19 protein-coding genes are annotated in these 25,769 nt (G+C 73.1%); 14 read left to right on the forward strand and 5 right to left on the reverse strand.

Translation table 11 applies throughout. The annotated features are described in order from the left end of the window. Nucleotides 1-207 precede the first annotated feature (207 nt). The 7 genes from ABZ272_RS23910 (at nt 208) to ABZ272_RS23940 (ending at nt 6,841) form a co-directional block, all read left to right on the forward strand. On the forward strand, nt 208-1,038 hold the full coding sequence (locus ABZ272_RS23910) for a DUF4397 domain-containing protein (protein ID WP_355052137.1): 831 nt from the start codon (nt 208-210) through the stop codon (nt 1,036-1,038). Further along, nucleotides 1,035-1,685, forward strand: coding sequence for a class F sortase (locus tag ABZ272_RS23915; RefSeq protein ID WP_355052138.1), 651 nt, complete (start codon nt 1,035-1,037; stop codon nt 1,683-1,685). The genes ABZ272_RS23910 and ABZ272_RS23915 overlap by 4 nt, the downstream gene beginning before the upstream one ends. 108 nt (nt 1,686-1,793) lie before the next feature. Continuing rightward, nucleotides 1,794-2,969: a cysteine desulfurase family protein gene (locus ABZ272_RS23920; protein ID WP_355052139.1), complete on the forward strand. Its 1,176-nt coding sequence runs from the start codon at nt 1,794-1,796 to the stop codon at nt 2,967-2,969. 199 nt (nt 2,970-3,168) lie between these two features. After that, nucleotides 3,169-4,242: a tRNA 2-thiouridine(34) synthase MnmA gene (gene mnmA, locus ABZ272_RS23925; RefSeq protein ID WP_355052140.1), complete on the forward strand. Its 1,074-nt coding sequence runs from the start codon at nt 3,169-3,171 to the stop codon at nt 4,240-4,242. Nucleotides 4,243-4,385: 143 nt separating this feature from the next. Next, nucleotides 4,386-5,390: a methionine synthase gene (locus ABZ272_RS23930; RefSeq protein WP_355052141.1), complete on the forward strand. Its 1,005-nt coding sequence runs from the start codon at nt 4,386-4,388 to the stop codon at nt 5,388-5,390. Between the two features lie 37 nt (nt 5,391-5,427). Further along, on the forward strand, nt 5,428-5,796 hold the full coding sequence (locus ABZ272_RS23935) for a VOC family protein (RefSeq protein ID WP_355052142.1): 369 nt from the start codon (nt 5,428-5,430) through the stop codon (nt 5,794-5,796). Between the two features lie 31 nt (nt 5,797-5,827). Then, nucleotides 5,828-6,841: an ADP-ribosylglycohydrolase family protein gene (locus tag ABZ272_RS23940; RefSeq protein ID WP_355052143.1), complete on the forward strand. Its 1,014-nt coding sequence runs from the start codon at nt 5,828-5,830 to the stop codon at nt 6,839-6,841. Between the two features lie 143 nt (nt 6,842-6,984). Here ABZ272_RS23940 and ABZ272_RS23945 read toward each other — a convergent pair whose 3' ends face one another. Then, entirely contained in the window at nt 6,985-7,530 is a 546-nt protein-coding gene (locus ABZ272_RS23945) for a type II toxin-antitoxin system PemK/MazF family toxin (RefSeq protein WP_355052144.1), read from the reverse strand. A gap of 702 nt (nt 7,531-8,232) precedes the next feature. On the opposite strand from ABZ272_RS23945, the gene ligA reads away from it, so the two are divergent. The 6 genes from ligA to ABZ272_RS23975 all read left to right on the forward strand — a co-directional run bounded on the left by ligA (nt 8,233) and on the right by ABZ272_RS23975 (nt 19,156). After that, on the forward strand, nt 8,233-10,368 hold the full coding sequence (ligA, locus tag ABZ272_RS23950) for an NAD-dependent DNA ligase LigA (protein ID WP_355052145.1): 2,136 nt from the start codon (nt 8,233-8,235) through the stop codon (nt 10,366-10,368). 154 nt (nt 10,369-10,522) lie between these two features. Then, a complete protein-coding gene (locus ABZ272_RS23955) occupies nt 10,523-13,189 on the forward strand; it encodes an EAL domain-containing protein (protein ID WP_355052146.1) in 2,667 nt (888 codons plus the stop codon). A gap of 123 nt (nt 13,190-13,312) precedes the next feature. Next, entirely contained in the window at nt 13,313-13,618 is a 306-nt protein-coding gene (gene gatC / locus ABZ272_RS23960; protein ID WP_355052147.1) for an Asp-tRNA(Asn)/Glu-tRNA(Gln) amidotransferase subunit GatC, read from the forward strand. 76 nt (nt 13,619-13,694) lie between these two features. Continuing rightward, nucleotides 13,695-15,170, forward strand: coding sequence for an Asp-tRNA(Asn)/Glu-tRNA(Gln) amidotransferase subunit GatA (gatA, locus tag ABZ272_RS23965; protein ID WP_355052148.1), 1,476 nt, complete (start codon nt 13,695-13,697; stop codon nt 15,168-15,170). 13 nt (nt 15,171-15,183) lie between these two features. Then, complete coding sequence (gene gatB, locus ABZ272_RS23970; RefSeq protein WP_355052149.1) at nt 15,184-16,683, forward strand: Asp-tRNA(Asn)/Glu-tRNA(Gln) amidotransferase subunit GatB; 1,500 nt, start codon at nt 15,184-15,186, stop codon at nt 16,681-16,683. Between the two features lie 115 nt (nt 16,684-16,798). Further along, the gene (locus ABZ272_RS23975) at nt 16,799-19,156 is read left to right on the forward strand and encodes a pyruvate dehydrogenase (RefSeq protein ID WP_355052150.1); all 2,358 of its coding nucleotides are present in this window, start codon (nt 16,799-16,801) and stop codon (nt 19,154-19,156) included. Between the two features lie 413 nt (nt 19,157-19,569). Here the strand turns inward: ABZ272_RS23975 and ABZ272_RS23980 are convergent, their stop codons facing one another. From ABZ272_RS23980 to ABZ272_RS23990, 3 genes are all read right to left on the reverse strand, one after another. Beyond that, the gene (locus tag ABZ272_RS23980; protein ID WP_355052151.1) at nt 19,570-21,141 is read right to left on the reverse strand and encodes a metallophosphoesterase; all 1,572 of its coding nucleotides are present in this window, start codon (nt 21,139-21,141) and stop codon (nt 19,570-19,572) included. A 61-nt stretch (nt 21,142-21,202) separates the two neighbouring features. Further along, nucleotides 21,203-22,375 carry a PQQ-dependent sugar dehydrogenase gene (locus tag ABZ272_RS23985; protein ID WP_355052152.1) on the reverse strand — a complete coding sequence of 391 codons (1,173 nt, stop codon included), beginning with the start codon at nt 22,373-22,375 and terminating at the stop codon, nt 21,203-21,205. A gap of 47 nt (nt 22,376-22,422) precedes the next feature. Next, entirely contained in the window at nt 22,423-24,240 is a 1,818-nt protein-coding gene (locus ABZ272_RS23990) for a SpoIIE family protein phosphatase (protein WP_355052153.1), read from the reverse strand. Between the two features lie 186 nt (nt 24,241-24,426). On the opposite strand from ABZ272_RS23990, the gene ABZ272_RS23995 reads away from it, so the two are divergent. Beyond that, nucleotides 24,427-25,353, forward strand: coding sequence for a 2-hydroxyacid dehydrogenase (locus ABZ272_RS23995; protein ID WP_355052154.1), 927 nt, complete (start codon nt 24,427-24,429; stop codon nt 25,351-25,353). 23 nt (nt 25,354-25,376) lie between these two features. Here the strand turns inward: ABZ272_RS23995 and ABZ272_RS24000 are convergent, their stop codons facing one another. Continuing rightward, nucleotides 25,377-25,769 carry a PH domain-containing protein gene (locus ABZ272_RS24000; RefSeq protein ID WP_355052155.1) on the reverse strand — a complete coding sequence of 131 codons (393 nt, stop codon included), beginning with the start codon at nt 25,767-25,769 and terminating at the stop codon, nt 25,377-25,379.

A 25,769-nucleotide genomic window follows, 5' to 3' on the forward strand; every position in this document is an offset into this window, starting at 1 on the left:
CATGCCCGACTGTAGCTGCCACAGCCCTCGCCCCACTCTCCCGGTCAAAGTCATCTCACCTGCTCTTCGGCCGCCGACGGTGATCTGGATGCGCTCGGAACCGAGAAAAAGAAACGCGTCGAGAGCGCATCCGCCCGTCGCGAAGCCGGCGTAACCCGTTCTGCAAGCCAGGCCTGACGAATCAGCACCAATCACCAGGAGGCAGACATGCAGCTCTCGTACTTCCGTCGGGTCGCCGCGGGCGGCGCGGTCGCCGCGCTCGCCTTCGCCGGTGTCGGCGCGTTCACCGCCACCCCCGCGTACGCCGCCACGTCGAAGGTCTCCGTCGTCCACGGCATCCCGGACACCCCGGTCGACGTCTACGTCAACGGCAAGAAGACGCTGGACAACTTCAAGCCCGGTGACGTCGCCGGTCCGTTGAACCTGGCCGAGGGGGAGTACGACATCGCCCTCACCAAGCCCGGCGAGCCGGTCGGCAGCGCGATCCTCAAGGCCGACGACGCCAAGGTCCCGGGCGGGGCGAACATCAGCATCGCCGCACACCTCGACGCCGCCGGCAAGCCGACGATCACGCCGTTCGTGAACGACGTCTCCAAGGTCGACGCCGGCAAGGCCCGCCTGATCGTCCGGCACACGGCGGCCGCCCCGGCGGTCGACGTACGGGCCGGCGGCACCCCGGTCTTCAAGGGCCTGACCAACCCGAACGAGGCCAAGGGCGACGTCGACGCCGGCGCGGTGAAGGCGGACGTGGTGCTGGCGGGCACCGACACCGTGGCCATCGGCCCGGCGGACCTGAACCTCAAGGAGGGCACCGCGACGATCGTCTACGCCATCGGCTCCGCCGAGGGCAAGAACCTCGACGTGGTGGCCCAGACGATCACCGGCCTGCACTCGGCACCGGGCGGCGTGCCGAGCGGTGACGGTGGTCAGGCGGGTACCGGCGTGGGCGCCTGGTGGTACGCGCTCGCCGGCGCCGGCGTACTCCTGCTGGTCGGTGGTGGGGCGCGGATGGCGACCGCGCGGACCGGCCGCAAGTGACGGTGCGCAACCGCGGCGCGCTGGCGGCCCTGGCCGCCGGCGCTGCCGCGCTCACCGTCGCCACCCTGGTGGCGTGCAACTCACAGCCGGCCGGAAACGTCGGTACCGAAGAGGCGACCGCGCTGGCCAGCCCCACCCCGACCGTGGCCCTCCCGTCGGTGCCGGTGACCGTCGGCGACCTGCCCGCCGACGCCGAGGCCGTCCCGCCGGTCCGGCTGGTCATCCCGGAGATCGGCGTCACCGCCACGGTCAACGCGGTCGGCATCAACGAGCGCACCAACGAGTTCGAGGTGCCGCCGAGCGTCGACGAGATCGGCTGGTACCGCTACGGCCCTGGCCTGGAGGCCGACGCGGGATCGGTGGTCATCGCCGGGCACGTGGACAGCGCCAGGCAGGGCAAGGGCGCGTTCTACCGGCTGCGCGAGCTGGACCAGGGCGACACCCTGACCGCGACCGGCAGTGACGGCAAGCCGCGGCGGTACCGGGTCGTCGCCCGGGAGGAGTACGCCAAGACCAAGATCCCGTTGGACCGCTACTTCGCCCGGGACGGCAAGCCGCGGCTGACCCTGATCACCTGCGGTGGGCCGTTCGACGCCAAGGCCCGTAGGTACCGCGACAACATCGTCGTCACGGCGGTGCCCGCCTGAGCGGGCCGCGTCCGCCTGCGTGCCGGGGTGGCACTCACACCCCGGCACGTCGCGCGGAGTCCACTCCGCCCTCAGGTCTCCGGCCGGCCGGCCGTACGCTGAAGGGTGATGGCTTACCTGGATCACGCGGCTACCACCCCCATGCTCGACGAGGCACTGGAGGCGTACGTCGCCACCGCCCGCGAGGTCGGCAACGCGTCCTCACTGCACGCGGCCGGTCGTCGTGCCCGTCGCCGGGTCGAGGAGTCGCGCGAACGGGTGGCCGCGGTGCTGGGCGCCCGGCCATCCGAAGTGATCTTCACGGGCGGTGGCACGGAGAGCGACAACCTGGCGGTCAAGGGCATCTTCTGGGCCCGCCGGGACGCCGTCGCCGACCGTCGGCGGGTGGTCTCCAGCGCCGTCGAACACCACGCCGTGCTCGACTCGGTCGACTGGCTGGCCGAACACGAGAACGCCGAGGTCGGCTCGTTGCCGGTGGACTCCACCGGCCGGCTCGACCCGGATGACCTGCGCGCCGAGCTCAGCGCGCATGCCGACCGGGTGGCCCTGGTCACCGCGATGTGGGCCAACAACGAGGTCGGTACCGTGCAGCCGGTGGCCGAGCTGGCCGCCGTCGCCGCCGAGCACGGTGTGCCGTTCCACACCGACGCCGTTCAGGCCGTCGGCCAGGTGCCGGTCGACTTCGCCGCCAGCGGGGCCTCCGCGCTGACCGTCACCGGTCACAAGCTGGGCGGTCCGATCGGGGTGGGCGCCCTGCTGCTCGGCCGGGACGTGGCCGCCGTACCGCTGCTGCACGGCGGCGGTCAGGAGCGCGACGTCCGTTCCGGCACGCTGGACACCGCCGGCATCGTCGCCTTCGCGGTCGCCGTCGAGAGGGCGGTCAAGGGCCAGCAGGAGTACGCGGCCCGGGTGGCCGCCCTGCGCGACGACCTGATCGAGCGGGTCCGCCGGGCGGTGCCCGAGGTGATCTACAACGGCGACCCGACCGACCGGCTCCCCGGCAACGCGCACTTCTCCTTCCCGGGTTGCGAGGGCGACGCCCTGCTGCTCCTGCTCGACGCCCAGGGCATCGCGTGCTCGACGGGCTCGGCCTGCTCGGCCGGCGTCGCCCAGCCCTCGCACGTGCTGCTGGCGATGGGCGCCGACGACGACCGCGCCCGTTCCTCGCTGCGCTTCACCCTCGGCCACACCAGCACCCAGGCGGAGATCGACGCCCTGGTGGCAGCCCTCCCGGCGGCGGTGGAGCGAGCCCGCCGCGCCGCCGCCCCCCGAACCCCCCGCTAAACCCGCCGCGAAACGCCCCCCGGCCCCGCGCCCCCTCGGCCCCGCGCCCCCGGTGCGGTCGATCATGAAGTTGTGGTGCCCGGAGTGTGGGGTTCAGAGGCCTTTGTCAACCACCACAACTCCATGATCGACCCGATAAGGCGGGGTGGGGGTTTGGCGGGGCGGTCGTTAGGGTTGGGCTGGGGAAGGGGGTTCGCTGGTGAGAGTTCTGGCGGCGATGTCGGGCGGGGTTGACTCGGCCGTGGCGGCGGCGCGGGCGGTGGCGGCCGGTCACGACGTGACCGGCGTGCACCTGGCGTTGGCCCGTAACCCGCAGACGTACCGGACCGGGGCGCGCGGTTGCTGCACGCTGGAGGACTCCCGGGACGCCCGCCGGGCCGCCGACGTGATCGGCATTCCGTTCTACGTCTGGGACATGGCGGACCGGTTCCACGAGGACGTGGTGGACGACTTCGTCGCCGAGTACGCCGCGGGTCGTACGCCCAATCCGTGTCTGCGCTGCAACGAGAAGATCAAGTTCGCGGCGGTGCTGGACCGGGCGATCGCGCTGGGCTTCGACGCGGTGGTCACCGGTCACCACGCCCGCCTCGGCCCGGACGGGCTGCTGCGCCGCAGCGTCGACATCGCCAAGGACCAGTCGTACGTGCTGGCGGTCCTCACCCGCGAGCAGCTGGACCGCTCGATGTTCCCGCTCGGCGACTCGACCAAGGCGCAGGTCCGCGTGGAGGCCGCCGAGCGCGGCCTGGCGGTGGCCGACAAGCCGGACTCCCACGACATCTGCTTCATCGCCGACGGCGATACCCGCGGCTTCCTCGCCGGTCGGCTCGGCGAGGCGCCCGGCGACGTCGTCGACGCGAGCACCGGGGCGGTCGTCGGTAGCCACACCGGGGCGTACGCGTACACGGTGGGCCAGCGCCGCGGCCTGCACCTGGACCGGCCCGCCCCGGACGGGCGGCCGCGTTACGTGCTCTCCATCACGCCCAAGACCAACACCGTGACGGTCGGTCCGGCCGAGGCGCTGGAGGTGTCCCAGGTCCGCGCCGTCCGTCCGGTCTGGACCGGCGGCCCCCGCCCGGACGCGCCGGTCGAGTGCGAGGTGCAGCTCCGCGCGCACGGCGACGTGGTGCCGGCGACCGTCGACCTCGACGGCGACGCGCTGCACGCCGAGCTGCGCCGGCCGGTCCGCGGCGTCGCCGCCGGCCAGGCCCTGGTGGCCTACCGACCGAACCCGGACGGCGACATCGTCCTCGGCTCGGCCACGATCGCCGGCTGAACGGGCGGCTGCTGGCCAGCGACCGACGTCGGGATCGGCACGGCGCCCAGCCGATCGGCGTGCACGTCTGCTGGTCGTTGGCGCGGCGTGCAGGTCGGGCGGTCGTCGCACGGCCGGCAGGGGCGCCGGGATAGCCTTCGGCCGTGACAGATCAGGCGTGGCCCTGGCCGGCCGGCTCGGCGACCGGTATCGGTTCGCTGCCCGGCACCGACATCGCCGAGGCCCAGCGGGTGGTTCTCGGCGAGCTTCCCGACCTGCCGCACCTGCCCGAGCTGCCGGCCCGAGGCCCCGGAGCCGACCTCATCGGGCGCAGCGCCGGGCTGCTGGTCGAACTGCCCGTCGAGCTGTACACCGGGCGTTGGCGGGTCGCCCCCCGCGCCGGCCGTGACCTGCGCCGGGCCCGGGACCTGATGGAGCGTGACCTGGACCAGCTCGCCGAGCAGGCCGAGGGGTACGCCGGCCCGATCAAGGTGCAGGCAGGCGGCCCGTTCACGCTGGCCGCCGCGCTGGAGCTGCCGATCGGTGGCCGGCTGCTGCGCGACCCCGGTGCCGTACGCGACCTCACCGGCTCGCTCGCCGAAGGGCTGCGCGAGCATGTGGCGGCGGTCGCGCGACGGCTGCCCCAGGCGTCGGTGCTGCTGCAACTGGACGAGCCGTCGCTGCCGACCGTGCTGGCCGGGCAGGTGCCGACCGAGAGCGGGCTCGGCGCGTATCGGGCGGTGGAGTCGGCCGACGCGGCGGCCCTGCTGCGCACGGTCGTCGACGCGGTGGCCGTACCCACAGTGGTGCACTGCTGCGCCCCGGACGTGCCGTTGGAGCTGATCCGCTCCACCGGGGCCGTCGCGGTCGCCCTCGACCTCGATTTCGTCACCGACCTGGATCCGCTGGGCGAAGCGATCGACGCCGGCCTCGGGCTGTTGGCCGGCGCCGCGCCGACCCGTCCGCCGTCGGCCGGTGGCGCGCCGACCTCCGGGCAGATCGCCGATCGGGTACGCCACATCTGGGACCGCCTCGGCTTCCCCCGCCGGCAGCTCGCCCAGCAGGTGGTCGTAACCCCGGCGTGTGGCCTGGCCGGCGCCACCCCGCAGTACGCCCGGGCGGTGCTCGCGGCCTGCCGGGACGCCGGCCGCCGGTTCGCCGAGGAGTGAGGTTTTCCTGTCGTACCCGCTGGGCAGGATGGCCGTCATGATTGGACAGCTACGTTCAGTAGTGATCGACTGCCCCGATCCGCAGGCGCTGGCCGCGTTCTACTCCGAGCTGCTCGGCATCCCCTTCGCCGAGGCCGCCTCCGAGGACGACGACTGGGTGGTGCTCGGTGGTTCACCCGGCCACCAGCCGCGACTGGCCTTCCAACGGGCGCTCGGCCTGCGTACGCCGGCCTGGCCGGACCCGGAGCGCCCGCAGCAGTTCCACCTGGACGTGACCGTGGACGACATCGAGAGCGCGGAGAAGGCGGCGCTCGCGCTCGGTGCGCGGCGGCTGCCCGGCGAAGGCGAGGGTTTCCGGGTCTACGCGGATCCGGTCGGCCACCCGTTCTGCCTCTGCTGGGACTGACCGCGTCCGACGGCGGTCACGGCGGCCGGGCATGATGGCCGCCGTGACCTCCACCGCCGTGCTGCGCGCCTCCGGTTCGCTCTTCGGTCTCGCCTACGGCGACGCGCTGGGCAAACCCACCGAGTTCCTGACCGTCGCCGACATCGAACGCCGCTACGGTCCGGCCGGCCCACGTGAGCTGACCGGCGACCCGGCGTTGGTCACGGACGACACGCAGATGGCGCTGGCGGTGGGCTGGGCGCTGCACGAGGCCCGGACCTTCACACCGGACGCGGTGGAGCCGCTGCTGCGACGCCGCTTCGTGGCCTGGTCGGTCAGCCCGGACAACAACCGCGCCCCCGGGATGACCTGCCTACGCGCCTGCGCCGACCTGGATCGCGGGCTGCGCTGGCAGCTGGCGACGGTCGCCGGTTCGAAGGGCTGCGGCGCGAACATGCGCGTCACGCCCGTGGGGCTGTTGGACGTCGACCTCGACACGATGGCCGGTCTGGCCCAGTTGCAGGCCGGGCTGACCCACGGCCACGCGACCGGTCTGGCCGCCAGCGAACTCACCGCGTACGCGGTCGTCGCCCTGCGCGGTGGCGTCACGCTGCCCGAACTGCCCGCGATCCTCACCGAGCGGGCGCGAGCCCAACGCCGCGTCTACCGACAGGACTGGCTGGGCGACCTCTGGCGACGCCCCGGGGTCGACACGCCGGAGGAGTTCATCGCCCACGGTTGGGACGAGTGCCTGACCGCGCTGCGCCGGCTGACGACCGCCCTGCGTGCGCCGGACGACGGCGGCGACCCGTGCCGGGCCACCGGGCAGGGTTGGGTGGCCGAGGAGGCGCTCGCCACCGCGCTGTTCTGCGCCGTACGCCATGCCGACGATCCGGTCGCGGCGCTGGCCCGGGGCGCGAGGACCGCCGGCGACTCCGACTCGATCGCCGCCCTGGCCGGCGCCTTCGTGGGCGCGGCGGCGGGCATGGCCGGCTGGCCGTCCGAATGGGCCGAGCGCATCGAGTACGCCGAGCAGCTCGCCACCCTCGGCGAGAGCTGGGACTGACCGCGCGGCCTGGCCCGGCGCGGCTGCCCATGATCGACTCGATTTACTGGAAGTCGGGGTGCTACTGACAGGTAGATAGGCCGGTTTACTGGAAGTCGAGTGGATCATGGCGTGCGGTCGGGGCGCCTTCGGCTCGGCTGGCCTCAGCTGGTGGGCAGGTGGCGCAGGCTGCGGACTTTGCGCCACAGGTCGGCGTCGCAGCGGCCGGCGCGGTCGGCGAAGTCGGCCGAGCTGATCCGGACCGGCTCGGTCAGGCTGAGGTAGCTGTCGTGCTCGGCACCGGGATCCCAGTCCCGGGTGGGAATCCGGACGTGGTCGTCGCGGTCGCTCTTGTCCTGGCTGGTGATCTTCAGGACGTCGGCGCCCCGCGAGTCGGCGCGTAGCACCAGGCAGGGGCGGATCTTCGAGCCGCTGCCGTCGGCGTACGGGACGTCGGCCCACCAGATATCGCCCGCCGCCGGAGCGTCGGCCGCCCGATCGGTGTCACGGGAGCGGGGCGTCGCGCCCGGTCGATCGGTGCCGCGCGGCCTCGGGGGGCCGGGACGACGCCCACCCGCGCGGGTCGTGGCACCCGGACCGGTTCGGTCGGACGGTCGGCGCGTGCCCGCCCGGTGCCGCCAACTGTTCCACGCCCAACCGGCGGCCACCGCGAGCAGGATCGCCACCGCCCAGAGCAGCGTCTCGTTCATCGCCACCTCCGTGCCCACGCGGCACGCCGGCCGCTTCGTGCGGCGATCCTCGCACGTCACCGCCCCCACCGCCCGTCGACGACACCGCCGCTCGTGCCGCAGGGGTCCCCGCCGTCCGGGGCGGCCGGAACCGCCACGGTCAGCAGCCATCCCCCGCCCCGCCCGCGCGCCGGTCCACCCGCCCGCGCGCCGGTCCACCCGCCCGCGCGCCCGCCCGCCCGCGCGCCGGCCCGCCCGCACCCGCGCGGATCTTGCACTTTCTGCTGCGATATTTCGGGCATCCCGCCCTTATCGACGACCGAAACTGCAAGATCGCCGGGAGGTTGGCGACGGGCCCGTCTCTGCCTTCGCGGGGGTACCGCCGCCGGGGCTGCCGGGGTCCCCGCGAGGCCGCGTTCACCCCGCTGGCGGCGCCCCCGGCCGGGTTGCGCGCACGGTCCCGCCGGGTCCGCGGGGGTACGGCGGGCCTTGATCCACTCCGCATCGCCGATGTGGGGGCATCCGGGCGGCGGGACACCCCGACATCGGCGATCTGGAGTTGATCAAGATCGCGGGGTTCGGCGGCGAGGCGCAGCGGGACCCGGGACCGGGAGCGCGGGGCGTCACCGTCGGCGCGGGTGGGCGGCGGATTGTCAGCCCGGACCGATACCGTGCCTTAGTAGCGTGATCAGGGAGGTCGCAGGCGTGTCCGAAGGTGGCGGGGTGTCCGAGGAGCAGATCGGTCAGCAGGTCAGCCCGGCTCAGGAAGCGGCGGCCGGCGCGGAGCCGACGCCGCAGGCGCGGGAGCGGCACGCCACGCTGAGTGGCGAGCTGACCGAGCATCAGTACCGCTACTACGTGCTGGATTCGCCGATCATCACCGACGCCGAGTTCGACAAGCAGCTTCGCGAGCTGGAGGCGTTGGAGCAGGAGTTTCCCGCGCTGCGTACGCCGGATTCGCCGACCCAGCGGGTGGGCGGCACGTTCTCCACCGACTTCACCCCGGTCACGCACGCCGAGCGGATGCTCTCGCTCGACAACGCCTTCGCCGACGAGGAGCTGGCGGCCTGGGCCGAGCGGGTCGAACGGGACGCCGGCGGGCCGGTGCCCTACCTCTGCGAGTTGAAGGTCGACGGTCTGGCGATCAATCTGACGTACGAGGCCGGGCGGCTGGTCCGGGCCGCCACCCGGGGCGACGGCCGCACCGGCGAGGACGTCACCGCCAACGTGCGCAGCATCCGGGACGTGCCCGGCCAGCTCACGCCGTCCGCCGAGTTCCCGACGATCCCCGAGCTGCTGGAGGTCCGGGGCGAGATCTACTTCCCGGTCGCCGCGTTCGCCGACCTCAACGCGGGCCTGGTCGAGCAGGGGCGCGCGCCGTTCGCCAACCCGCGCAACGCCGCTGCCGGCAGCCTGCGGCAGAAGGATCCGCGGGTCACCGCCTCCCGGCCGCTGCGTCTCGTGGTGCACGGCATCGGCGCGCGTCGGGGGTTCCAGCCCGCCGCGCAGTCCGAGTCGTACGCGGCGCTGAAGGCGTGGGGGCTGCCGACCAGTGACCGGTGGCGGGTCGTGCCCGACCTGTCCGGCGTCGCGGAATACATCGCCTACTACGCCGAGCACCGGCACGACGTCGAGCACGAGATCGACGGTGTGGTGGTCAAGGTCGATTCGGTCTCCATCCAGGGCCGCCTGGGCTCGACCAGTCGAGCCCCGCGCTGGGCGATCGCCTTCAAGTACCCGCCGGAGGAGGTCACCACCAAGCTCCTCGACATCGATGTCAACGTGGGGCGTACCGGTCGGGTCACCCCGTTCGCCGTGCTCGAGCCGGTGCGGGTGGCCGGCTCCACGGTCGCGCTCGCCACCCTGCACAACGCCCGCGAGGTGGAGCGCAAGGGTGTGCTGATCGGCGACACGGTGGTGCTGCGCAAGGCCGGCGACGTGATCCCCGAGGTGCTCGGTCCGGTGGTCGACCTGCGGCCCGCCGACGCCCGCCCCTTCGTCATGCCGACCACCTGTCCGTCCTGCGGCACCCCGCTCGCGCCCTCCAAGGAGGGGGACGTCGACATCCGGTGCCCCAACACCCGCAGCTGCCCGGCCCAACTCCGCGAGCGGGTGTTCCACCTCGCCGGCCGTGGCGCGTTCGACATCGAGGTGCTCGGCTACAAGGGCGCGGGGGCGCTGCTCGACGCGGAGATCATCGCCGACGAGGGTGACCTCTTCCAGCTCGACGCCGACCAACTGTCCCGGTCGCCGTTCTTCGTCAACAAGGACGGCAGTCTCGGCAGCAACGCGGTCAAGCTGCTCGACAACCTGGCCGTCGCCCGGGAACGTGACCTGTGGCGGGTGCTGGTGGCGCTCTCCATCCGGCACGTCGGTCCCACCGCCGCCCAGGCGCTGGCCCGGCACTTCCGATCCATGGAGGCCATCGACGCGGCCAGCGAGGAGGAGCTGTCCTCGGTCGACGGCGTCGGACCGACCATCGCGGCCAGCATCCGGGAGTGGTTCGCCGTCGACTGGCACCGCGAGGTGGTCCGCAAGTGGGCCGACGCGGGCGTACGGATGGCCGAGGAGGCGGTCGACGAGGGCCCGCGTCCGCTGGAGGGGCTGACCGTCGTGGTGACCGGCACCCTCGCCGGCTTCTCCCGGGACCAGGCCGCCGAGGCCGTGCAGACCCGGGGCGGCAAGGTCAGCGGGTCGGTCTCCAAGAAGACGAGCTTCGTCGTGGTGGGGGACAACCCGGGTTCCAAGGCCGACAAGGCCGCCAGCCTCAAGGTGCCGGTGCTGGACGAGGACGGGTTCCGGCTGCTGCTGGACGCGGGTCCGGACGCCGCGCGGGAGGTCGCCCGAGTCGAGGGCTGACGCCGCCACGTCGCCGAGGTCGGCCGCCGCGTATACCAACTTAATTACGACTACTACCGATTCGTGACTGTCATACCGGGAAACTCGGGGCCGAGGGCGTTTCATTGGGTCACGGCGTGCTCACCGACACGTCGACGGTTCCTCGGGAGGTGTGATGGAGGTCGCCGACCCGCGCAACTCCCTCCCACCTGGGCGGGTGGCGCCGTTCGCCACCTTCGTCGTCGGCATCCTGGTGGTGGCGGCGCTGACCGCCGCTGGTCCACTCGCGACGCTCCCCGGGGAGCTGTCCCGGCTGCCGGTGGCGTTCTGGACGATGGCCGCGCTCGCGGTGATCTGCGACGCGCGCCCGTTCGTCCCACCCGGGCGACGGCAGACCTCGGCGGTCTTCCCGTCCACCTGTTTCACCTTCGCGATCCTGCTCGGTTGGGGGCTCGGCCCGGCGGTGGCGGTGCAGGCCCTCGGAGTGATCGTCTCCGGATGGCGGATGGGCAACGCCGCCTGGCGGACGGCGTTCAACGTCGGCCAGTACGCCTGCGCGCTCGCCGCCGCGTACGGGGTCGTCCAGCTCGGGCCGGGCACCATCTTCTCCGGGGGACGCCTGCACTGGACCGACGTGGTCGCCGTCGGCGGCGCGACGCTCGCCTGGTTCTCGGTGAACTACGGGTTGGTGAGCTGGGCCGTACGACTGCGTTTCGGCGGTCGCTGGTGGCCCACCGTTCGCCAGGGCGTCGGTTTCGAACTGCTCTCCACCGGCTCGCTGCTGCTGCTCGCGCCGGTGCTCGTCGCCGCCGCCCGGCTCAGTGCGGCGCTGATCCCGCTGGTGCTGGTGCCGCTGTTCGCCGTGTACCGGATGGCCCGGTTGACCGTCGAACAGCAGCACCTCGCCGCCGCCGACCCGCTGACCGGGCTGCCGAACCGCAAGGCGCTGCTGGCCGAGGTGGCGGAGCAGGTCCACCTGCACGCCGAGCGGACCGCCCGGGGCGAGCCCGGTGGACATCTGGCGCTGCTGCTCATCGACCTGGACCGCTTCAAGAACGTCAACGACGCGCTCGGGCACGCGGTGGGGGACCGGCTGCTGGTCGAGGTCAGTGCCCGACTCGCGGACGTGGAACCCCGACCGCAGATGATCGCCCGGCTGGGTGGGGACGAGTTCGCCATCGTGATGACCGGGCTGTCCGACGTCGGTCAGGCGCGTGAGCTGGCCGACCGGGTGGTCGGGGCGTTGGCCGAGCCGGTGCCGTTGGACGGGTTGCCGCTCGACGTCGGCGGCTCCATCGGGATCGCCCTCTTCCCCGAGCACGGTGAGGACTTCGCCACCCTGATGCGGCACGCCGACGTGGCAATGTACGACGCCAAGCACCGTAACGACACGGTCGCCGTGTACGCCCCGGAGTCCGACCACAACTCGGCCGAGCGTCTCGGGCTCCTCGCCGACCTCCGACGAGTGCTCGAATCCGGTTCACCCGCCGCCGAGGCGGATGACGCGGCCGACGCGAGCCACGCGGCCGACGCGAGCCACGCGGCCGCCGCAGGTCACGCCGACAGGGCAGGCCACGCCGTGGACGCGGCGGAGGTCGTACCAGCGGGCGAGGCGGCGCCTGCCCGGCACGCCGAGCGGGGTGGTTCGGAGCGGACGGCAGACGTACCCCTCGCGGTGGAGGCCGAGGTGCGCGGCGGTGACGGCGCCGCGCTGCCGGCCGGGGCCGCCCCGGTGATCGCCCTGCCGCCGGTGACCGGCGGGCGGTGGTGGGGCCGCCGTCGGCGTGCCGGCGACGAGGTGGCGCACGCCGATGAGTTGATCAATCGGATCGCCACCGGGGCCGATCCGATCCGGGGCCGCAACAGCCGCGCGACGATTCCCGGTACCCGTCCCGGCCTGAGCCGGGACCGGCGTGCCGGCGGCCACGGGCGGCGCTCGCCGAACGGTGGCGCGCCGTCGGCGGCGGGCGACCGCCGTCCGGGGCGTGACGGCGGGTCCCCTACGGGCGGGCGGACGATCGGGCCGACCGGGTGGTCACGCGAGGGCGAGCCGGTCGACGACGCCGGTGAGATAACCATGTACTACCAACCGCAGATCGCCATCGCGACGGGCGAGGTGGTCGGCGTCGAGGCCCTGCTGCGCTGGCGGCATCCCCGCCGGGGCATGGTCGACCCGGAGGAGCTGATCCGGGTCGCCGAGCAGAGCGCGGTGATGCGGCTGCTCACCCGCCGGGTCGTGGACGACGTGGTGGAGCAACTCGCCAAGTGGTCGGCGGCCGGCATCGGGCTGCGCGCGGCGCTCAACGTGAGCGTGCGTGACCTGCACACCGGCGAGATCGCCGACCAGATCGCCGATCGGCTGGCCCGCTACGGGGTGCCGGCCGAGCGGCTGCAACTGGAGATCACCGAGGGCGCCCTGATGGCCGATCCGCGTCGGGTGCTGGCGACGATCACCCGGTTGCACCAGATCGGGGTGGCCATTGCGCTTGACGACTTCGGCACCGGCTATTCGTCCTTGCAGCACCTGCGCCGGCTGCCGCTGTCCGAGGTGAAGGTGGACCGCTCGTTCGTGCTGGGCATGGCCGAGGACGCCGACGACGCGGCGATCGTCCGCTCGACGATCGAGCTGGCGGGGGCGTTGGGCCTGCGGGTGGTCGCGGAGGGTGTGGAGGACGAGCGGACCTGGCGGATGCTCTACGCGGCCGGCTGCGACGCGGCCCAGGGGTGGTTCTACGCCCGTCCGATGCCCGCCGAGGAGCTGGTCACGTGGCTGGCCCGCTACCGGCCGGTGCGCCCCAGCGGCGGCCCGGAGACGGACTCCGGCCGCCGGCTGACGCGCTGACCCACCCGAGCAGCCGGCGCGGGGCGCGGAACAATAGACTCGCTCCGGTCACCGCGCGTCACTCTGCACCCGTCGCGCGGCCGGCACACCGCCCGACCAGCAGGACATCAGAAGGGGGCACGGATGGCCGCCATCTCCCGCGAGGAGGTCGCGCACCTGGCGCGCCTGTCGCGGCTCGCCGTCACCGAGGAGGAGCTGGACACGTTCGCCGGCCAGCTCGACGTGATCCTCCAGGCGGTCGCCCAGGTTGGCGAGGTCGCCGCCGCGGACATCCCGCCGACCTCACACTCGGTGCCGCTGACGAACGTCTTCCGCGAGGACGTCGTCACGCCGTGCCTGACCCCCGAGGAGGTGCTGTCCGGTGCGCCCGACGCCGAGGAGCAGCGGTTCCGCGTACCCCGGATTCTGAGCGAGGACGTGGCGTCATGAGCGAGCGTCAGCGAGCGAATCATCGGTGCAGTGCCGTGGTGTCTCGTGACGTCACGGAGCGAAGCGGAGTGACGGCATGAGCGATTTGACCAGAATGACCGCGACGGAAATCGCTGCCCTGGTTGCCGGCGGGGAGACCTCCGCCGTCGAGGTGACCCAGGCGCACCTGGACCGGATCGCTGCGGTCGACGACCGGGTGCACGCGTTCCTGCACGTGGACAGCGAGGGCGCGCTCGCCGCCGCCCGCGCCGTGGACGAGCGCCGGACCGCCGGTGAGGAGTTGGGCCCGCTCGCGGGCGTGCCGGTCGCGGTGAAGGACGTGCTCGCCACCCGTGGCGTGCCGACCACCGTCGGCTCGAAGATCCTCGAAGGCTGGCGCCCGCCGTACGACGCGACGATCGTGCAGCGGCTGCGCGACGCCGGCACGGTGATGCTGGGCAAGACGAACATGGACGAGTTCGCGATGGGCTCCTCCACCGAGTACTCGGCGTACGGCCCGACGCACAACCCGTGGGACCTGAGCCGCATCCCGGGTGGTTCGGGTGGTGGCAGCGCCGCCGCGCTGGCCGCGTACGAGGCGCCGCTGGCGATCGGCTCGGACACCGGTGGCTCGATCCGCCAGCCCGGCGCGGTCACCGGCACCGTCGGGGCGAAGCCCACCTACGGCGGGACCTCCCGGTACGGACTGGTCGCGTTCTCCTCGTCGCTGGACACCCCCGGCCCGTGCGCCCGGAACGTGCTCGACGCCGCCCTGCTGCACCAGGTGATCGGCGGGCACGACCCGCGCGACTCGACCTCGATCCCGCAGCCCGTACCGGACGTGGTGGCGGCGGCGAAGCTCGGCGCGACCGGCGACCTGACCGGCGTACGGCTCGGCATCGTCAGCGAGTTCGTCGGCGAGGGCGCCGAGCCGGGCGTGATGACGGCGTTCCGCGAGTCGGTGGACGCGCTGACCAAGATGGGCGCCGAGGTCGTCGAGATCTCCTGCCCGACGTTCGCGTACGCGCTGCCGGCGTACTACCTGATCGCCCCGAGCGAGTGCTCCTCCAACCTGGCCCGGTTCGACGGCGTCCGGTTCGGCCTGCGGGTCGGTGACGACGGCAACCGCTCGCTGGAGGAGGTCATGTCGCTGACCCGCGAGGCCGGCTTCGGCCCCGAGGTGAAGCGCCGGATCATGATCGGGACGTACGCGCTGTCGTCGGGCTACTACGACGCGTACTACGGGCAGGCGCAGAAGGTCCGTACGCTGATCACGCGGGACTTCACCGCCGCGTTCGAGCGGGTCGACGCGCTGATCTCGCCGACGACGCCGTTCACGGCCTTCCCGATCGGCGCGCGCACCGCCGACCCGTACCAGATGTACCTGGCCGACCTGTTCACCATTCCGACCAACCTGTACGGCGGTCCGGGCATCTCGGTGCCCTGTGGTCTCTCCGAGGGGCTGCCCGTGGGCCTGCAGGTGATGGCCCCGACGATGGCCGACGACCGGATGTACCGGGTCGCGGCCGCGCTGGAGTCCGCGGTCGGCACGTTCACCCCACCGGCACTGTGAGGCAGGAGCCCAGATGACGACGACGCTGCCCGCGTACGACGAGGTCGTCGCGCGCTACGAACCGGTGATCGGCCTGGAGACCCACGTCGAGTTGGGCACGAACACCAAGATGTGGTGCGGCTGCCCGACCGACTTCGGCGGCGAGCCGAACACCCGGGTCTGCCCGGTGTGCCTGGGCCTGCCCGGGTCGCTGCCGGTGGCCAACAAGGCCGCCATCGAGGCGATCATCCGGATCGGTCTGGCGTTGAACTGCTCGATCGCCGAGTGGTGCCGGTTCGCCCGGAAGAACTACTTCTATCCGGACATGCCGAAGAACTTCCAGATCAGCCAGTACGACGAGCCGATCTGCGTCGATGGTTACCTGGACGTCGAGGTGAACGGCGAGACGGTCCGGATCGAGATCGAGCGGGTGCACCTGGAGGAGGACACCGGCAAGACGCTGCACGTCGGCGGCGCCACCGGGCGGATCCACGGCGCGACGGAGTCGCTCGTCGACTACAACCGGGCCGGCATCCCGCTGGTCGAGATCGTCACCAAGCCGGTCACGGGCACCGCCGCGCTCGCCCCCGACGTGGCCCGGGCGTACGTCGCCGAGCTGCGCGACGTGATCCGTACCCTCGGCGTCTCGGACGTGCGGATGGAGGAGGGTTCGCTGCGCTGCGACGTGAACACCTCGCTCAACCTGCCGGGGCAGGAGTGGGGCACCCGTACCGAGACGAAGAACGTCAACTCGCTGCGGTCGGTGGAGCGGGCGGTCCGCTCGGAGATGTTGCGGCAGGCGTCGGTGCTCGACGCGGGCGGCCGGATCACCCAGGAGACCCGGCACTTCCACGAGGACACCGGTGACACCACCCCGGGTCGCTCGAAGGAGACGGCGACCGACTACCGGTACTTCCCGGAGCCGGACCTGGTGCCGGTCGCCCCGGACCCGGCCTGGGTCGCCGAGCTGAAGGCCGCCCTGCCGGAGCTGCCCCGGGTGCACCGGCGTCGGCTTCAGCAGCAGTGGGGCCTGTCCGACCTGGACATGCAGTCGGTGCTGAACGCCGGCGCGGTCGAGCTGATCGAGGCCACCGTGGCCGCCGGCACCACGCCGGCGGCGGCCCGCAAGTGGTGGTTGGGCGAGTTGTCCCGCCGGGCCAACGAGAGTGGCGTGGAGTTGGCCGACATCGGCGCGACCCCGGCGCAGGTCGCCGAGCTGCAGGGCCTGGTCGACGCCGGCAAGCTCAACGACAAGATGGCCCGCACGGTGCTGGAGGGCGTGGTCGACGGTGAGGGTTCGCCCACCGAGATCATGACCAGCCGGGGCCTGGAGGTCGTCTCGGACACCGGCGCGCTCACCGCCGCCGTGGACGAGGCCATCGCCGCCAACCCGGGCATCGCCGACAAGATCCGTAGCGGCAAGGTCGCGGCGGCCGGCGCGCTCGTCGGCGCGGTGATGAAGTCGACCCGTGGTCAGGCCGACGCCGCCGCCGTCCGCACGCTGATCCTGGAACGCTTGGGCGTCCAGGGCTGACCCGTTGTCAGGAAGGGCCCCCTCCTATGCACCAGGCGTTAGGAAGGGGCCCTTCCTTGCATCCCCTCTGCACCACTTTGCTGCGGCGTCAACGGCGACGCCTGAATGGAGCACCGTGAACGAGCACGACCTTGACGTCCTCGACGAGATCCAGCGGCGGGTGCTCTGGCTCGCCACCCGGATCGTGGACGCCGCCAACCACGACCGGGCCACCGGCGACGGGGTGAAGGTCGGTGGCCACCAGGCGTCCAGCGCCTCGCTCGTCACGGCGATGACCGCGCTCTGGTTCGCCCACCTGGACGCCGAGGACCGGGTGGCCGTCAAGCCGCACGCCTCCCCGGTGTTCCACGCCATCCAGTACCTGCTGGGCAACCTGGACCGGTCCTACCTGCCCCGGCTGCGGGCACGGGGTGGCCTCCAGTCGTACCCGTCGCGCACCAAGGACCCCGACGAGGTGGACTTCTCCACCGGGTCGGTCGGTCTGGGCGCGGCGGCGCCGCTCTTCGCCGCCGCCACCCGCCGGTACGTCGACGCGCACTTCGGCGCCCGGCCGCGCTCCCGATTCGTGGCGCTGATCGGCGATGCCGAGCTGGACGAGGGCAACATCTGGGAGGCGGTCGCCGACCCGGCCACCACCGGGCTGGGCAACGTCATGTGGCTCGTCGACTTCAACCGGCAGTCTCTGGACCGGGTGGTGCCCGGCATCCGGATCAACCAGTGGCGGGGGCAGTTCGAGGCGGCCGGCTGGCACGTCGTGGAGGTCAAGTACGGCCGTCGGCTCGCCGAGGCGTACGCCCGGCCGGGCGGCGGGGCGTTGCGCGACTGGATCGACGCGATGCCCAACGAGCAGTACCAGTCGCTGTTCGGGTTGGCCGGCGACACGCTGCGCAAACAGTTCCTGGACGGCGCGCCGGCCGGCATCGCCGAGCTGATCGAGGGCATCACCGACGAGGACCTCGGCCCGCTCGTCACCGACCTGGGCGGGCACGACCTTTCGGCGATGCTCGACGCCTGCGCCCAGTGCGACGCGGTTACCGACCGGCCGAGCGTCGTCTTCGCGTACACCGTCAAGGGTTGGGGGTTGCCCATCGCCGGCAACCCGCGTAACCATTCCGCGTTGCTCAGCACCGAGCAGGTCGACACGCTGCGCGCCGCGCACGGGTTGACCGCCGAGACCGAGTGGGACCGCCTCGACCCGGCGTCCCCGGCCGGCGTCCGGGCCGGCGCCCGCCGGGAGGCGCTGTCCCGCGCGCCGCGCGAGCGCGCGCTGGGGGTCACCGTTCCGGAGAGCACGGGAGTACGCGCCAACAAGCCCATCTCCACCCAGGAGGTGTTCGGTCGGGTGCTGGTGGACCTGGCGCGGGACCGGGAGGTCGGCCGTTACCTGGTCACCACCGCCCCGGACGTGGCCACCTCCACCAACCTCGCCGGGTTCATCAACAAGACCGGCGTGTTCGCCCCCACCGAGCAGCGTTCCTGGACCGAGGACCGGATGCTGCGCTGGACCGAGAGCCCCACCGGGCAGCACATCGAGCTGGGCATCTCGGAGATGAACCTGTTCCTGCTGCTCGGTCAGCTCGGCCTCTCCTGGGACCTGTCCGGTCAGCCGCTGCTGCCGGTGGGCACGGTCTACGACCCGTTCGTGCTGCGGGGCCTCGACGCGTTCCTCTACGGCACGTACTCCGGTTCGCGGTTCGTGGTGGCCGGCACGCCGTCCGGTATCACCCTGGCCCCCGAGGGCGGCGCCCACCAGTCCACGATCACCGCGTCGGTCGGCTTGGAGCTGCCCGGGGTGACGTTCGTCGAGCCGGCGTACGCGGGCAGCCTCGACTGGCTGCTCTGCGACGCGCTGGGGCAGATCGCCGGCGGGGCGACCCCGGCCGCGACCGCCGCCCCCGCGGAGGACGGCGCGTACTACTTCCGCCTCAGCACCCGTCCGCTGGACCAGACGCCGTTCGAGGCGGCCCGGACCCGGCTCGGTGACGCGGTGCTGCGCCGGCAGGTGGTCGCCGGGGCGTACCGGCTCGTCGACGCGCACCAGGCGTACCCACACCTGGCCGACGCGCCGGTGGTGCAGCTCGCCGGTTCCGGCGCGGTGCTGCCCGAGGTGTTGGCCGCCGCCGCCGAACTGGCCGAGGAGGGCATCGCCGCGCACGTGGTGGACGTGACCAGCCTCGACCGGCTCTACCGGGCCTGGCAGCGCACCCTGCGACAGGGCGTACGCACCGCCACCGTGCCCAGCGTGCCGGGCGCCCTGCGGTCCGCGTTCGCCGACCGGGTCCCGGTGGTGACCGTGCACGACGCGGCCTCGCACGCCATGGCCTGGCTCGGGTCGGCGCTCGGCGCCCCGGCGGTGCCGCTCGGGGTGGACGAGTTCGGCCAGTCCGGCAGCGTGGCCGACCTGTACGAGCTGCACGACCTGCTCCCCGGCAGCATCGTCAACGCGGCCCTGGCCGCCCTCGCCCTGCGCTGACCGCGCCAGCGAGCGCGGGCTCCGCCCGCGTGGCGGCGGCTGCCGGTTCGTGCGTGGCGGTTCGTGCGTGGCGGCCCGTGTGTGCCGGTTCGCGTGTGGCCGGTTCGCGTGTGGCCGGTTCGCGTGTGCCGGCCTTCGTATCTCAGTGCCGCCGCGACAGACAGTGAGGGGTGTCCGCCCACCTACCGGGCTCTCTCCGCCCTTTGCTCTGCTTCAACATAGGCAACACCGTGCTGAGCTGCGGAAATTCGGGTGCGCGCGGCGAGAGCGGAGTAACCCGTCGTAACTGTTGCCTCCGTTGAAGCAGAGCAAAGGCTGCGCACGCACCTGCGGCTCCGGCTCCGGATCAGCTGGGTGGGTGGGCGGGCGGGCGGGCACCGCCGAGCCGGTGGGCGGTTGGCGGTAGCCGGCGCTCAGCGGGTCGGCGTGGGGGTCACCGAGGCGGGCGCGCCGGCGCTCGGGTCCTGCACGATGTGGCGTTCCAGGTTGACCTGGGCCTGACCGGTGCCGCCGACGGTGATGTCGTCGTACGCCTGGAGCATCTTCTGCTGGTCGAAGTAGAGCACCGTCATCGACAGCGGGGTGGGCTTCTCGCCCTCCAGACCGCGCAGCCCGGCCCCGCCCGTGGAGCCCTCCACGAACAGGGCGGTCGGCTGCTGGCCGGGGGCCTGCGGCAACTTGGAGACCTGCCGGGCGTGCGTGTGCCCGGCCAGCACCAGCGGGCAGGTGCCGGCGAGCGGCCCGGCCGACGCCGGGTCGTGCACGAGGGCGATGTTGACCGGCCGCGGCGAGTTGCGGATCGTCGCGGCGAGCTGCTCACCCGCGCCGATAACCTGGTCGGCGACCTCCTGGGTCAGCCCGCTGCCGGCCGGCGAGGTGTTCTTGTCCGGGGTGAAGCGCGGGTCGCCGATGCCGGCGATGGTCAGCCCCGCGACCGTGGTCGTCGAGTTGTTCAGCACGATCGCGTTCGGCTGGCGCGCCACCGCTGCGCCGGTCTTGCCCGAATCGTGGTTACCCCGGATGAACACGTACGGCTTCTTGAGCAGGCTGATCGAGCCGACGAACGACGCCTCCGGCTCGCTGCCCCAGTCGGTGATGTCGCCGGTGTCGATGACCACGTCGATGCCGAACTGCTCCACCACCGTGCGGATCAGCTGCCAGCCGGTCGGGTTGAGGTGCATGTCGGAGACGTGCAGGACCCGGGTGGTGCCGGGCGCGGGATCCAGCACCGGCAACGCCGACACCGTCGTGTAGAGCTGACTGACGTTGCCGACGATGCGTTGCAGCTGCTCGGCGTACTTCGTGTAGTCGTTGGCGATCCGACGGGCGTCGCCGACGATCGCGGGCGCGTTGACCAGCAGACCCTCGTAGCGCGGCTCCTCGATCGCCTGCGGGCGCAGTGTCGCGGCGGCCGTGCCGAGGCTGCCGGCGGTGACCAGCAGCGCCAACCCGCCGGCCCAGGCCGTACGGCGCACGTCCCGGAAGACCAACGCGGCCAGGATGAGGGTGACCAGCACCGCCGAGGCGAGGGTACGCAGACCGAGCCGCATGACCCCGGAGCGCACGTCCTCGACGGCGCTCTGGCTGGCCCGACTGATGCTCGCCGGGTCGTCCAGCAGCGCCTCGGTGCGTCCCTGGTCGAGCGCGCCGAGTCGCACGGTGAGGTGCGTCGGCCCGCTGTGGCTGTCGAGCAGCAGCGCGCCCAGCGGCGGTACGTCGATCGTCGTCCCGCCGTCGGTGGCCGGGGAGAGGGTGAGGTTGGCCCGGAACGGCCCGATGTCGGTGTTCACCCGACCGCCGGCCAGCACGCCGAGCGCCGCCCCGGCCAGGGCCACCACCAGCACGGCGAGGATCATGCCCGTGCGCCGCACCGGCCCGCCGGGGCGGCCGATCCGTCGGCGGGCCGGGCGCGACGGCTCGCCGCCGGTCACCGGGTCGTCCCGGCCCTCGGCGTCGCCGTGCTGCTCGTCGCGTTGCCCGTCCATGCTGAGATTCTGACCTGCCCGTCGAAGGATCTTGGCAAACCTGGGCGGAAGGTGACGCAGGTCAGCTGCGGCCGCCGTCGCCGCCGGCGAAGACCACCCGCAGGAGGCGGTCGTCGTCGGCCGCCGGGTCACCCCGCCCGTCATGGTTGGAGGTGCTCACCCAGAGCGAGCCGTCGGGCGCCGCGGCCACCGCGCGCAGCCGCCCGTACCGGTTGGTCAACAGCTCGCTCGGCTGCCCGAGCAGTGTGCCGGTGTCGGTCAACTCCATCACCCACAGTCGCTTCCCACGCAGGCAGCCGGTGACGAGCAGCCGGTCCGTCGCGGCGAGCCCGGAGCAGGACGCGTCGGACGTCGCCCACTGCGTGATCGGGTCGGTGTAGCGCTTGTCGCCGGCCCGCCCCTCGACCTCCGGCCAGCCGTAGTTACCGCCCTTGGTGATCTGGTTGATCTCGTCCCAGGTGTTCTGGCCGAACTCGACGGCGTACATGCGCTTGGCCGCGTCCCAGGCGAACCCCTGCACGTTGCGGTGGCCGAACGACCACACCGGCGAACCGGGGAACGGGTTGCCCGGCGCGGGCTTGCCGTCGGCGGTGATCCGCAGGATCTTGCCGCCGAGGCTCTTGGTGTCCTGCGCGTTGGGCCGCTCTCCCGCGTCACCGGTGCTGACGTAGAGCTGCCCGTCCGGCCCGAACCCCAGGCCGCCGCCGTTGTGCACGTTCGCCTTCGGGATACCGGTGAGGATCGGGGTGGGCTGCCCGCCGATCTGCAGGCGGGCGACCCGGTTGTCCTGCTCGGCGGTGTAGTAGACGAAGACCGTCCGGTCCTGGGCGTAGCCGGGGGACACGGCGATGCCGAGCAGGCCGCCCTCACCCGCCGCCGCCACGTCGTCGATCGTCTGCACGACCCGGACCCGTAGCCCGTCCGGACCGGACTCCGGGCCCACCTGGAGAATCCGGCCGGTGTCCCGCTCGGTGACCAGCGCCCCGCCGTCCGGCAGGAACGCGATGGCCCACGGCACCCGCAGTCCCTTGGCCAGCACGGTGGTCACCGCCTGCTGGCCCGCGCCGCCCGCGTTCGGCGACGCCGACGGGGTCGGCAGGTTGGGTGGCTCGCCCGCCGGATCGGGGTCCGGCTCGCCGAAGCTGCAACCCGAGGCGAACAGCAGCGCCGCGCAGGACGCCGCGAGGACCGCCCGGAGGCGGCGGACGCGAGGGTACGGGGGACGGGCTCTCACCCGGCCCAGCGTAGCCCGCCGGCCGGGTGGGCCGGGGTCCTCCGCTCTCAGCGGGCCCGGACGGCCAGCAGCGCCGTGTCGTCCTCGCGGTGCTGGATCGCGGCGAGCAGCAGGTCGCACAGCTCGTCCAGGGGCACCGCGTCGGTGCCGGCCAGCCGGCCCACCAGCTCGGCGAGGCCGTCGTCGATGGACCGGTCCCGGCGTTCGATCAGCCCGTCGGTGTAGAGCAGCAGGGTGTCTCCGGCAGCGAGGCTCGTCGAGTGGCTGGTCCGCGGGGTGGGTCGGGCCAGGCCGAGCAGCGGCTCCGGCGTCGCCTCGAGGACTTCCACCGCACCGCCCGCGCGGACCACCAGGGCCGGTGGGTGCCCGGCGTTGCACCACGTCACCTCGTGGACTTCGGAGCGCGCCGGGCCGATCCGTACCAGTGTGGCGGTGGCCGCGATGGGCAGCCGCAGGCCGCGGATCGCGCCGTCCAGGTGGCTCATCAGCGCCCCGACCTGGTCCGGCCGGCCGAACGCGTTGCCGCGTACCAGGTTGCGGAGCTGACCCATGGTCGCGGCGGCCTCGATGTCGTGCCCGGCCACGTCCCCGATCGCCGCGATCAGCTCGCCGTCGGGCTGCACGAAGGCGTCGTACCAGTCGCCGCCGACCTCCACCCGGTCGGCGGCCGGCTGGTAGCGGGCCGCCAGCTCCAACTCCGGCACGAGCGGCAACCGCGGCAGCATGCTGTGTTGCAGGACCTCCGCGACGTGCCGCTGCTCCCCGTACATCGAGCTGTTGCCGATGGCCTGTCCCGCTCGGCGGCCGATGTCCACGGCCGTGAGCAGGTCGGGGTGGTCGAACTGCTGCCGGTCGGGGCCGTTGATCAGGGTGATCGCGCCCAGCACGGTGCCCCCGGCGGCCGGCACCGGCACGCTGAGGTAGGAGGTGATACCCAACCGCTCGGCGATCGTCGTCATCTCCGGAACCGTGGTGCCCCGGGCCACGTCGGCCAGCGACGCCACCCCGCCGAGCCGAGGCTGTCCGGTTCGCAGCACCGTCCGGATCACCGACTCCGGACTCAGGCCGGTACGGAGCAGCTCGGCGAAGCGGTCCACGTCCGGCGTTCGGGCCGGGTCGCGGTGCACCGCGACCGCCTCCCGGGGCTGCCCCGATGGCCCGACCAGGGTGAGCAGACACCAGTCGGCGAGCACCGGCACCATGGCGTCGGCGAGCCGGCGCAGCGACGTGCCCACGTCCAGCGTGCCGGCGAGCGTCTCGCTCACACCGGCCAGCAGTTCCAGTCGTTCGTGCGCCTGCACGACCCGCCGACGCGCCTCCTGAGCCCCGTCCAGCGCGATCCGCAGGCGCAGCTCCGACGAGCAGGCGGCGGCGAGGTCGGACAACGTCCGCAGCTGCCCGGCGGTCCATGCCCGGGGCTTGTTGTCGATGGCGCACAGCGAGCCGAGCACCCGGCCGGAGAGGTCGGTCAGTGGCATGCCGGCGTACGCGACGACGCCGAGGTCGTCGATGGCCAGGTTGTCCCGCACGCGGGGGTAGAGCCGGGCGTCCGGCAGCACCATGGGCACCTCGATGTCCACCACGTGCTGGCAGAACGAATGGCTCAACGGCGTCTGCCGCCGCTGCGACCACGGCTCCGGCAGACCGACCGCCCCCGGGAAGAACTGCCGGTCGGCGGAGACCAGCGAGACCAGCGCGACCGGAACCTCCAGCAGGTCGCTGACCAGTCGGGCGAACCGGTCGAACGCCTCGTCCGGGGCGGCGTCCAAGCCCGTGTCGGCGAGCGCACGCAGCCGCGCCGCGTCGCCGAGCGCCGGGGGTGGTGCGTTCGAGCGTCGCGCGCTGGCGGGGGAGCCGTCGGTCATCGAACACCTGTCTGCCGGGGCGGAGGCCGACCGGCCCTCCGATCCTTGGTTATACCTCGTCGTGGCCGGGACCGAACGTCGGTGTGCCGAGTCTCGCCCGTCCCGCTCCGGTGCGCCATCCCCCGGGGCGTCGGTTCGCGGCCGTGCCCGCACCGGCCGTCACGCCGGCGGCTATCGTCGGCGGACGTGAAGGTATGGATTCCGCACCACGCTGGCCTGGACCTCGTCGGCGAGCTGCCCTCGGGCGTGACGGTGGAGGTCGCCGAACGCGCCGACCGCCTGCCGTCCGCCGTGGCCGACGTCCGTTTCTGGGTGCCGCCGTTCCTGAGCGGTTCGGACGCCACCGCACTGCTGGGTGAGCTGCCCGACCTGGCGGTGGTGCAACTGCTCTCCGCCGGAGCGGACGCCTGGGTCGGTCGGGTGCCCGATGGGGTCACGCTCTGCGACGCCCGGGGGGTGCACGATCCCTCCACCGCCGAATGGGTGGTCACCGCGATCCTGGCCCAGCTCCGGGCGTTTCCCGCCTTCGCCCGCGCTCAGGGGCAGCGGCGGTGGGCGTACGACGGCAACGCGCCGACCGACGAGCTGACCGGCAAGCGGGTGCTGATCGTCGGGGCCGGCTCGATCGGCACGGCGGTGCGCGACCGGCTCGCGCCGTTCGGGGTGAGCTTCACCCTGGTCGCCCGCAGCGCCCGGCCGGAGCAGTCGGTGCACGCCGTCGCGGAGCTGCCGAGACTGCTGCCCCACGCCGACGTGGTGGTGGTGCTGGTGCCGCTCACCGACCAGACCCGTGGTCTGATCGACAAGGACTTCCTGGCCGCGATGCCCGACGGGGCGCTGCTGGTCAACGCGGCCCGAGGCCCGGTGGCCCGGACCGACGCGCTCGTCGCCGAGCTGGCCACGGGTCGGATCTCGGCCGCGCTGGACGTCACCGACCCGGAGCCGCTGCCCGCCGAATCTCCGCTGTGGACGATGCCGAACGTGCTGCTCACGCCGCACGTGGCGGGGTCGGTGCGGGGTCTGCTGCCGCGTGCGTACCGGCTGGTCGGCGAGCAGGTACGGCGGTTCGCCGCCGGTGAACCGCTCGTCAACACGGTGGTCGACGGCTACTGAGCCGGCGGCGGGGAGCGGGCCGCCTACGCGCCGGGCGTCTCGGCGGACTCGTCCGGCATCCTCTGGCCGGTGGCCGAGACCAGGCGAGGCAGGTCGGTGCCGCGTACCGCCGGCAGGACGACCTGCTGGCCGTCGTCGAGTCGGGCGACGGCCCGCCCGCGTGCGTCGGTGGCGAACTCGACGACGTGGTCCCAGCCGATCCGGCGTTGCCCGAACAGCGCCCGCAGGCGCAGCTCCCGCGCGTCGGCGTCGGTGCCGGCCCGCCAGGCCCACACCCCGACGCCCAGCGGGACGAGCAGCACCGGCAGCAGGTACGCCCGGGCGTTCGCCAGCGGCAGGGCGCCGATGAAGGCGATGACCGAGGCGACCAGGATGGCTTGGTTGAAACGGAAGCGGACCGTGTCGGGCGTACTCAC

The sequence above is a fragment of the Micromonospora sp. NPDC005979 genome, assembly GCF_040614415.1.
Classification (GTDB): domain Bacteria; phylum Actinomycetota; class Actinomycetes; order Mycobacteriales; family Micromonosporaceae; genus Micromonospora.

What these genes read in the sequence shown, in the direction of transcription:
- ABZ272_RS23910 (WP_355052137.1), top strand. Translation starts at nt 208, where the DNA reads ATGCAGCTCTCGTACTTCCGTCGGGTCGCCGCGGGCGGCGCGGTCGCC.
- ABZ272_RS23920 (WP_355052139.1), top strand. Translation starts at nt 1,794, where the DNA reads ATGGCTTACCTGGATCACGCGGCTACCACCCCCATGCTCGACGAGGCA.
- ABZ272_RS23935 (WP_355052142.1), top strand. Translation starts at nt 5,428, where the DNA reads ATGATTGGACAGCTACGTTCAGTAGTGATCGACTGCCCCGATCCGCAG.
- ABZ272_RS23940 (WP_355052143.1), top strand. Translation starts at nt 5,828, where the DNA reads ATGATGGCCGCCGTGACCTCCACCGCCGTGCTGCGCGCCTCCGGTTCG.
- ABZ272_RS23945 (WP_355052144.1), bottom strand. Translation starts at nt 7,530, where the DNA reads ATGAACGAGACGCTGCTCTGGGCGGTGGCGATCCTGCTCGCGGTGGCC.
- ABZ272_RS23955 (WP_355052146.1), top strand. Translation starts at nt 10,523, where the DNA reads ATGGAGGTCGCCGACCCGCGCAACTCCCTCCCACCTGGGCGGGTGGCG.
- gatC (WP_355052147.1), top strand. Translation starts at nt 13,313, where the DNA reads ATGGCCGCCATCTCCCGCGAGGAGGTCGCGCACCTGGCGCGCCTGTCG.
- gatA (WP_355052148.1), top strand. Translation starts at nt 13,695, where the DNA reads ATGAGCGATTTGACCAGAATGACCGCGACGGAAATCGCTGCCCTGGTT.
- gatB (WP_355052149.1), top strand. Translation starts at nt 15,184, where the DNA reads ATGACGACGACGCTGCCCGCGTACGACGAGGTCGTCGCGCGCTACGAA.
- ABZ272_RS23980 (WP_355052151.1), bottom strand. Translation starts at nt 21,141, where the DNA reads ATGGACGGGCAACGCGACGAGCAGCACGGCGACGCCGAGGGCCGGGAC.
- ABZ272_RS23990 (WP_355052153.1), bottom strand. Translation starts at nt 24,240, where the DNA reads ATGACCGACGGCTCCCCCGCCAGCGCGCGACGCTCGAACGCACCACCC.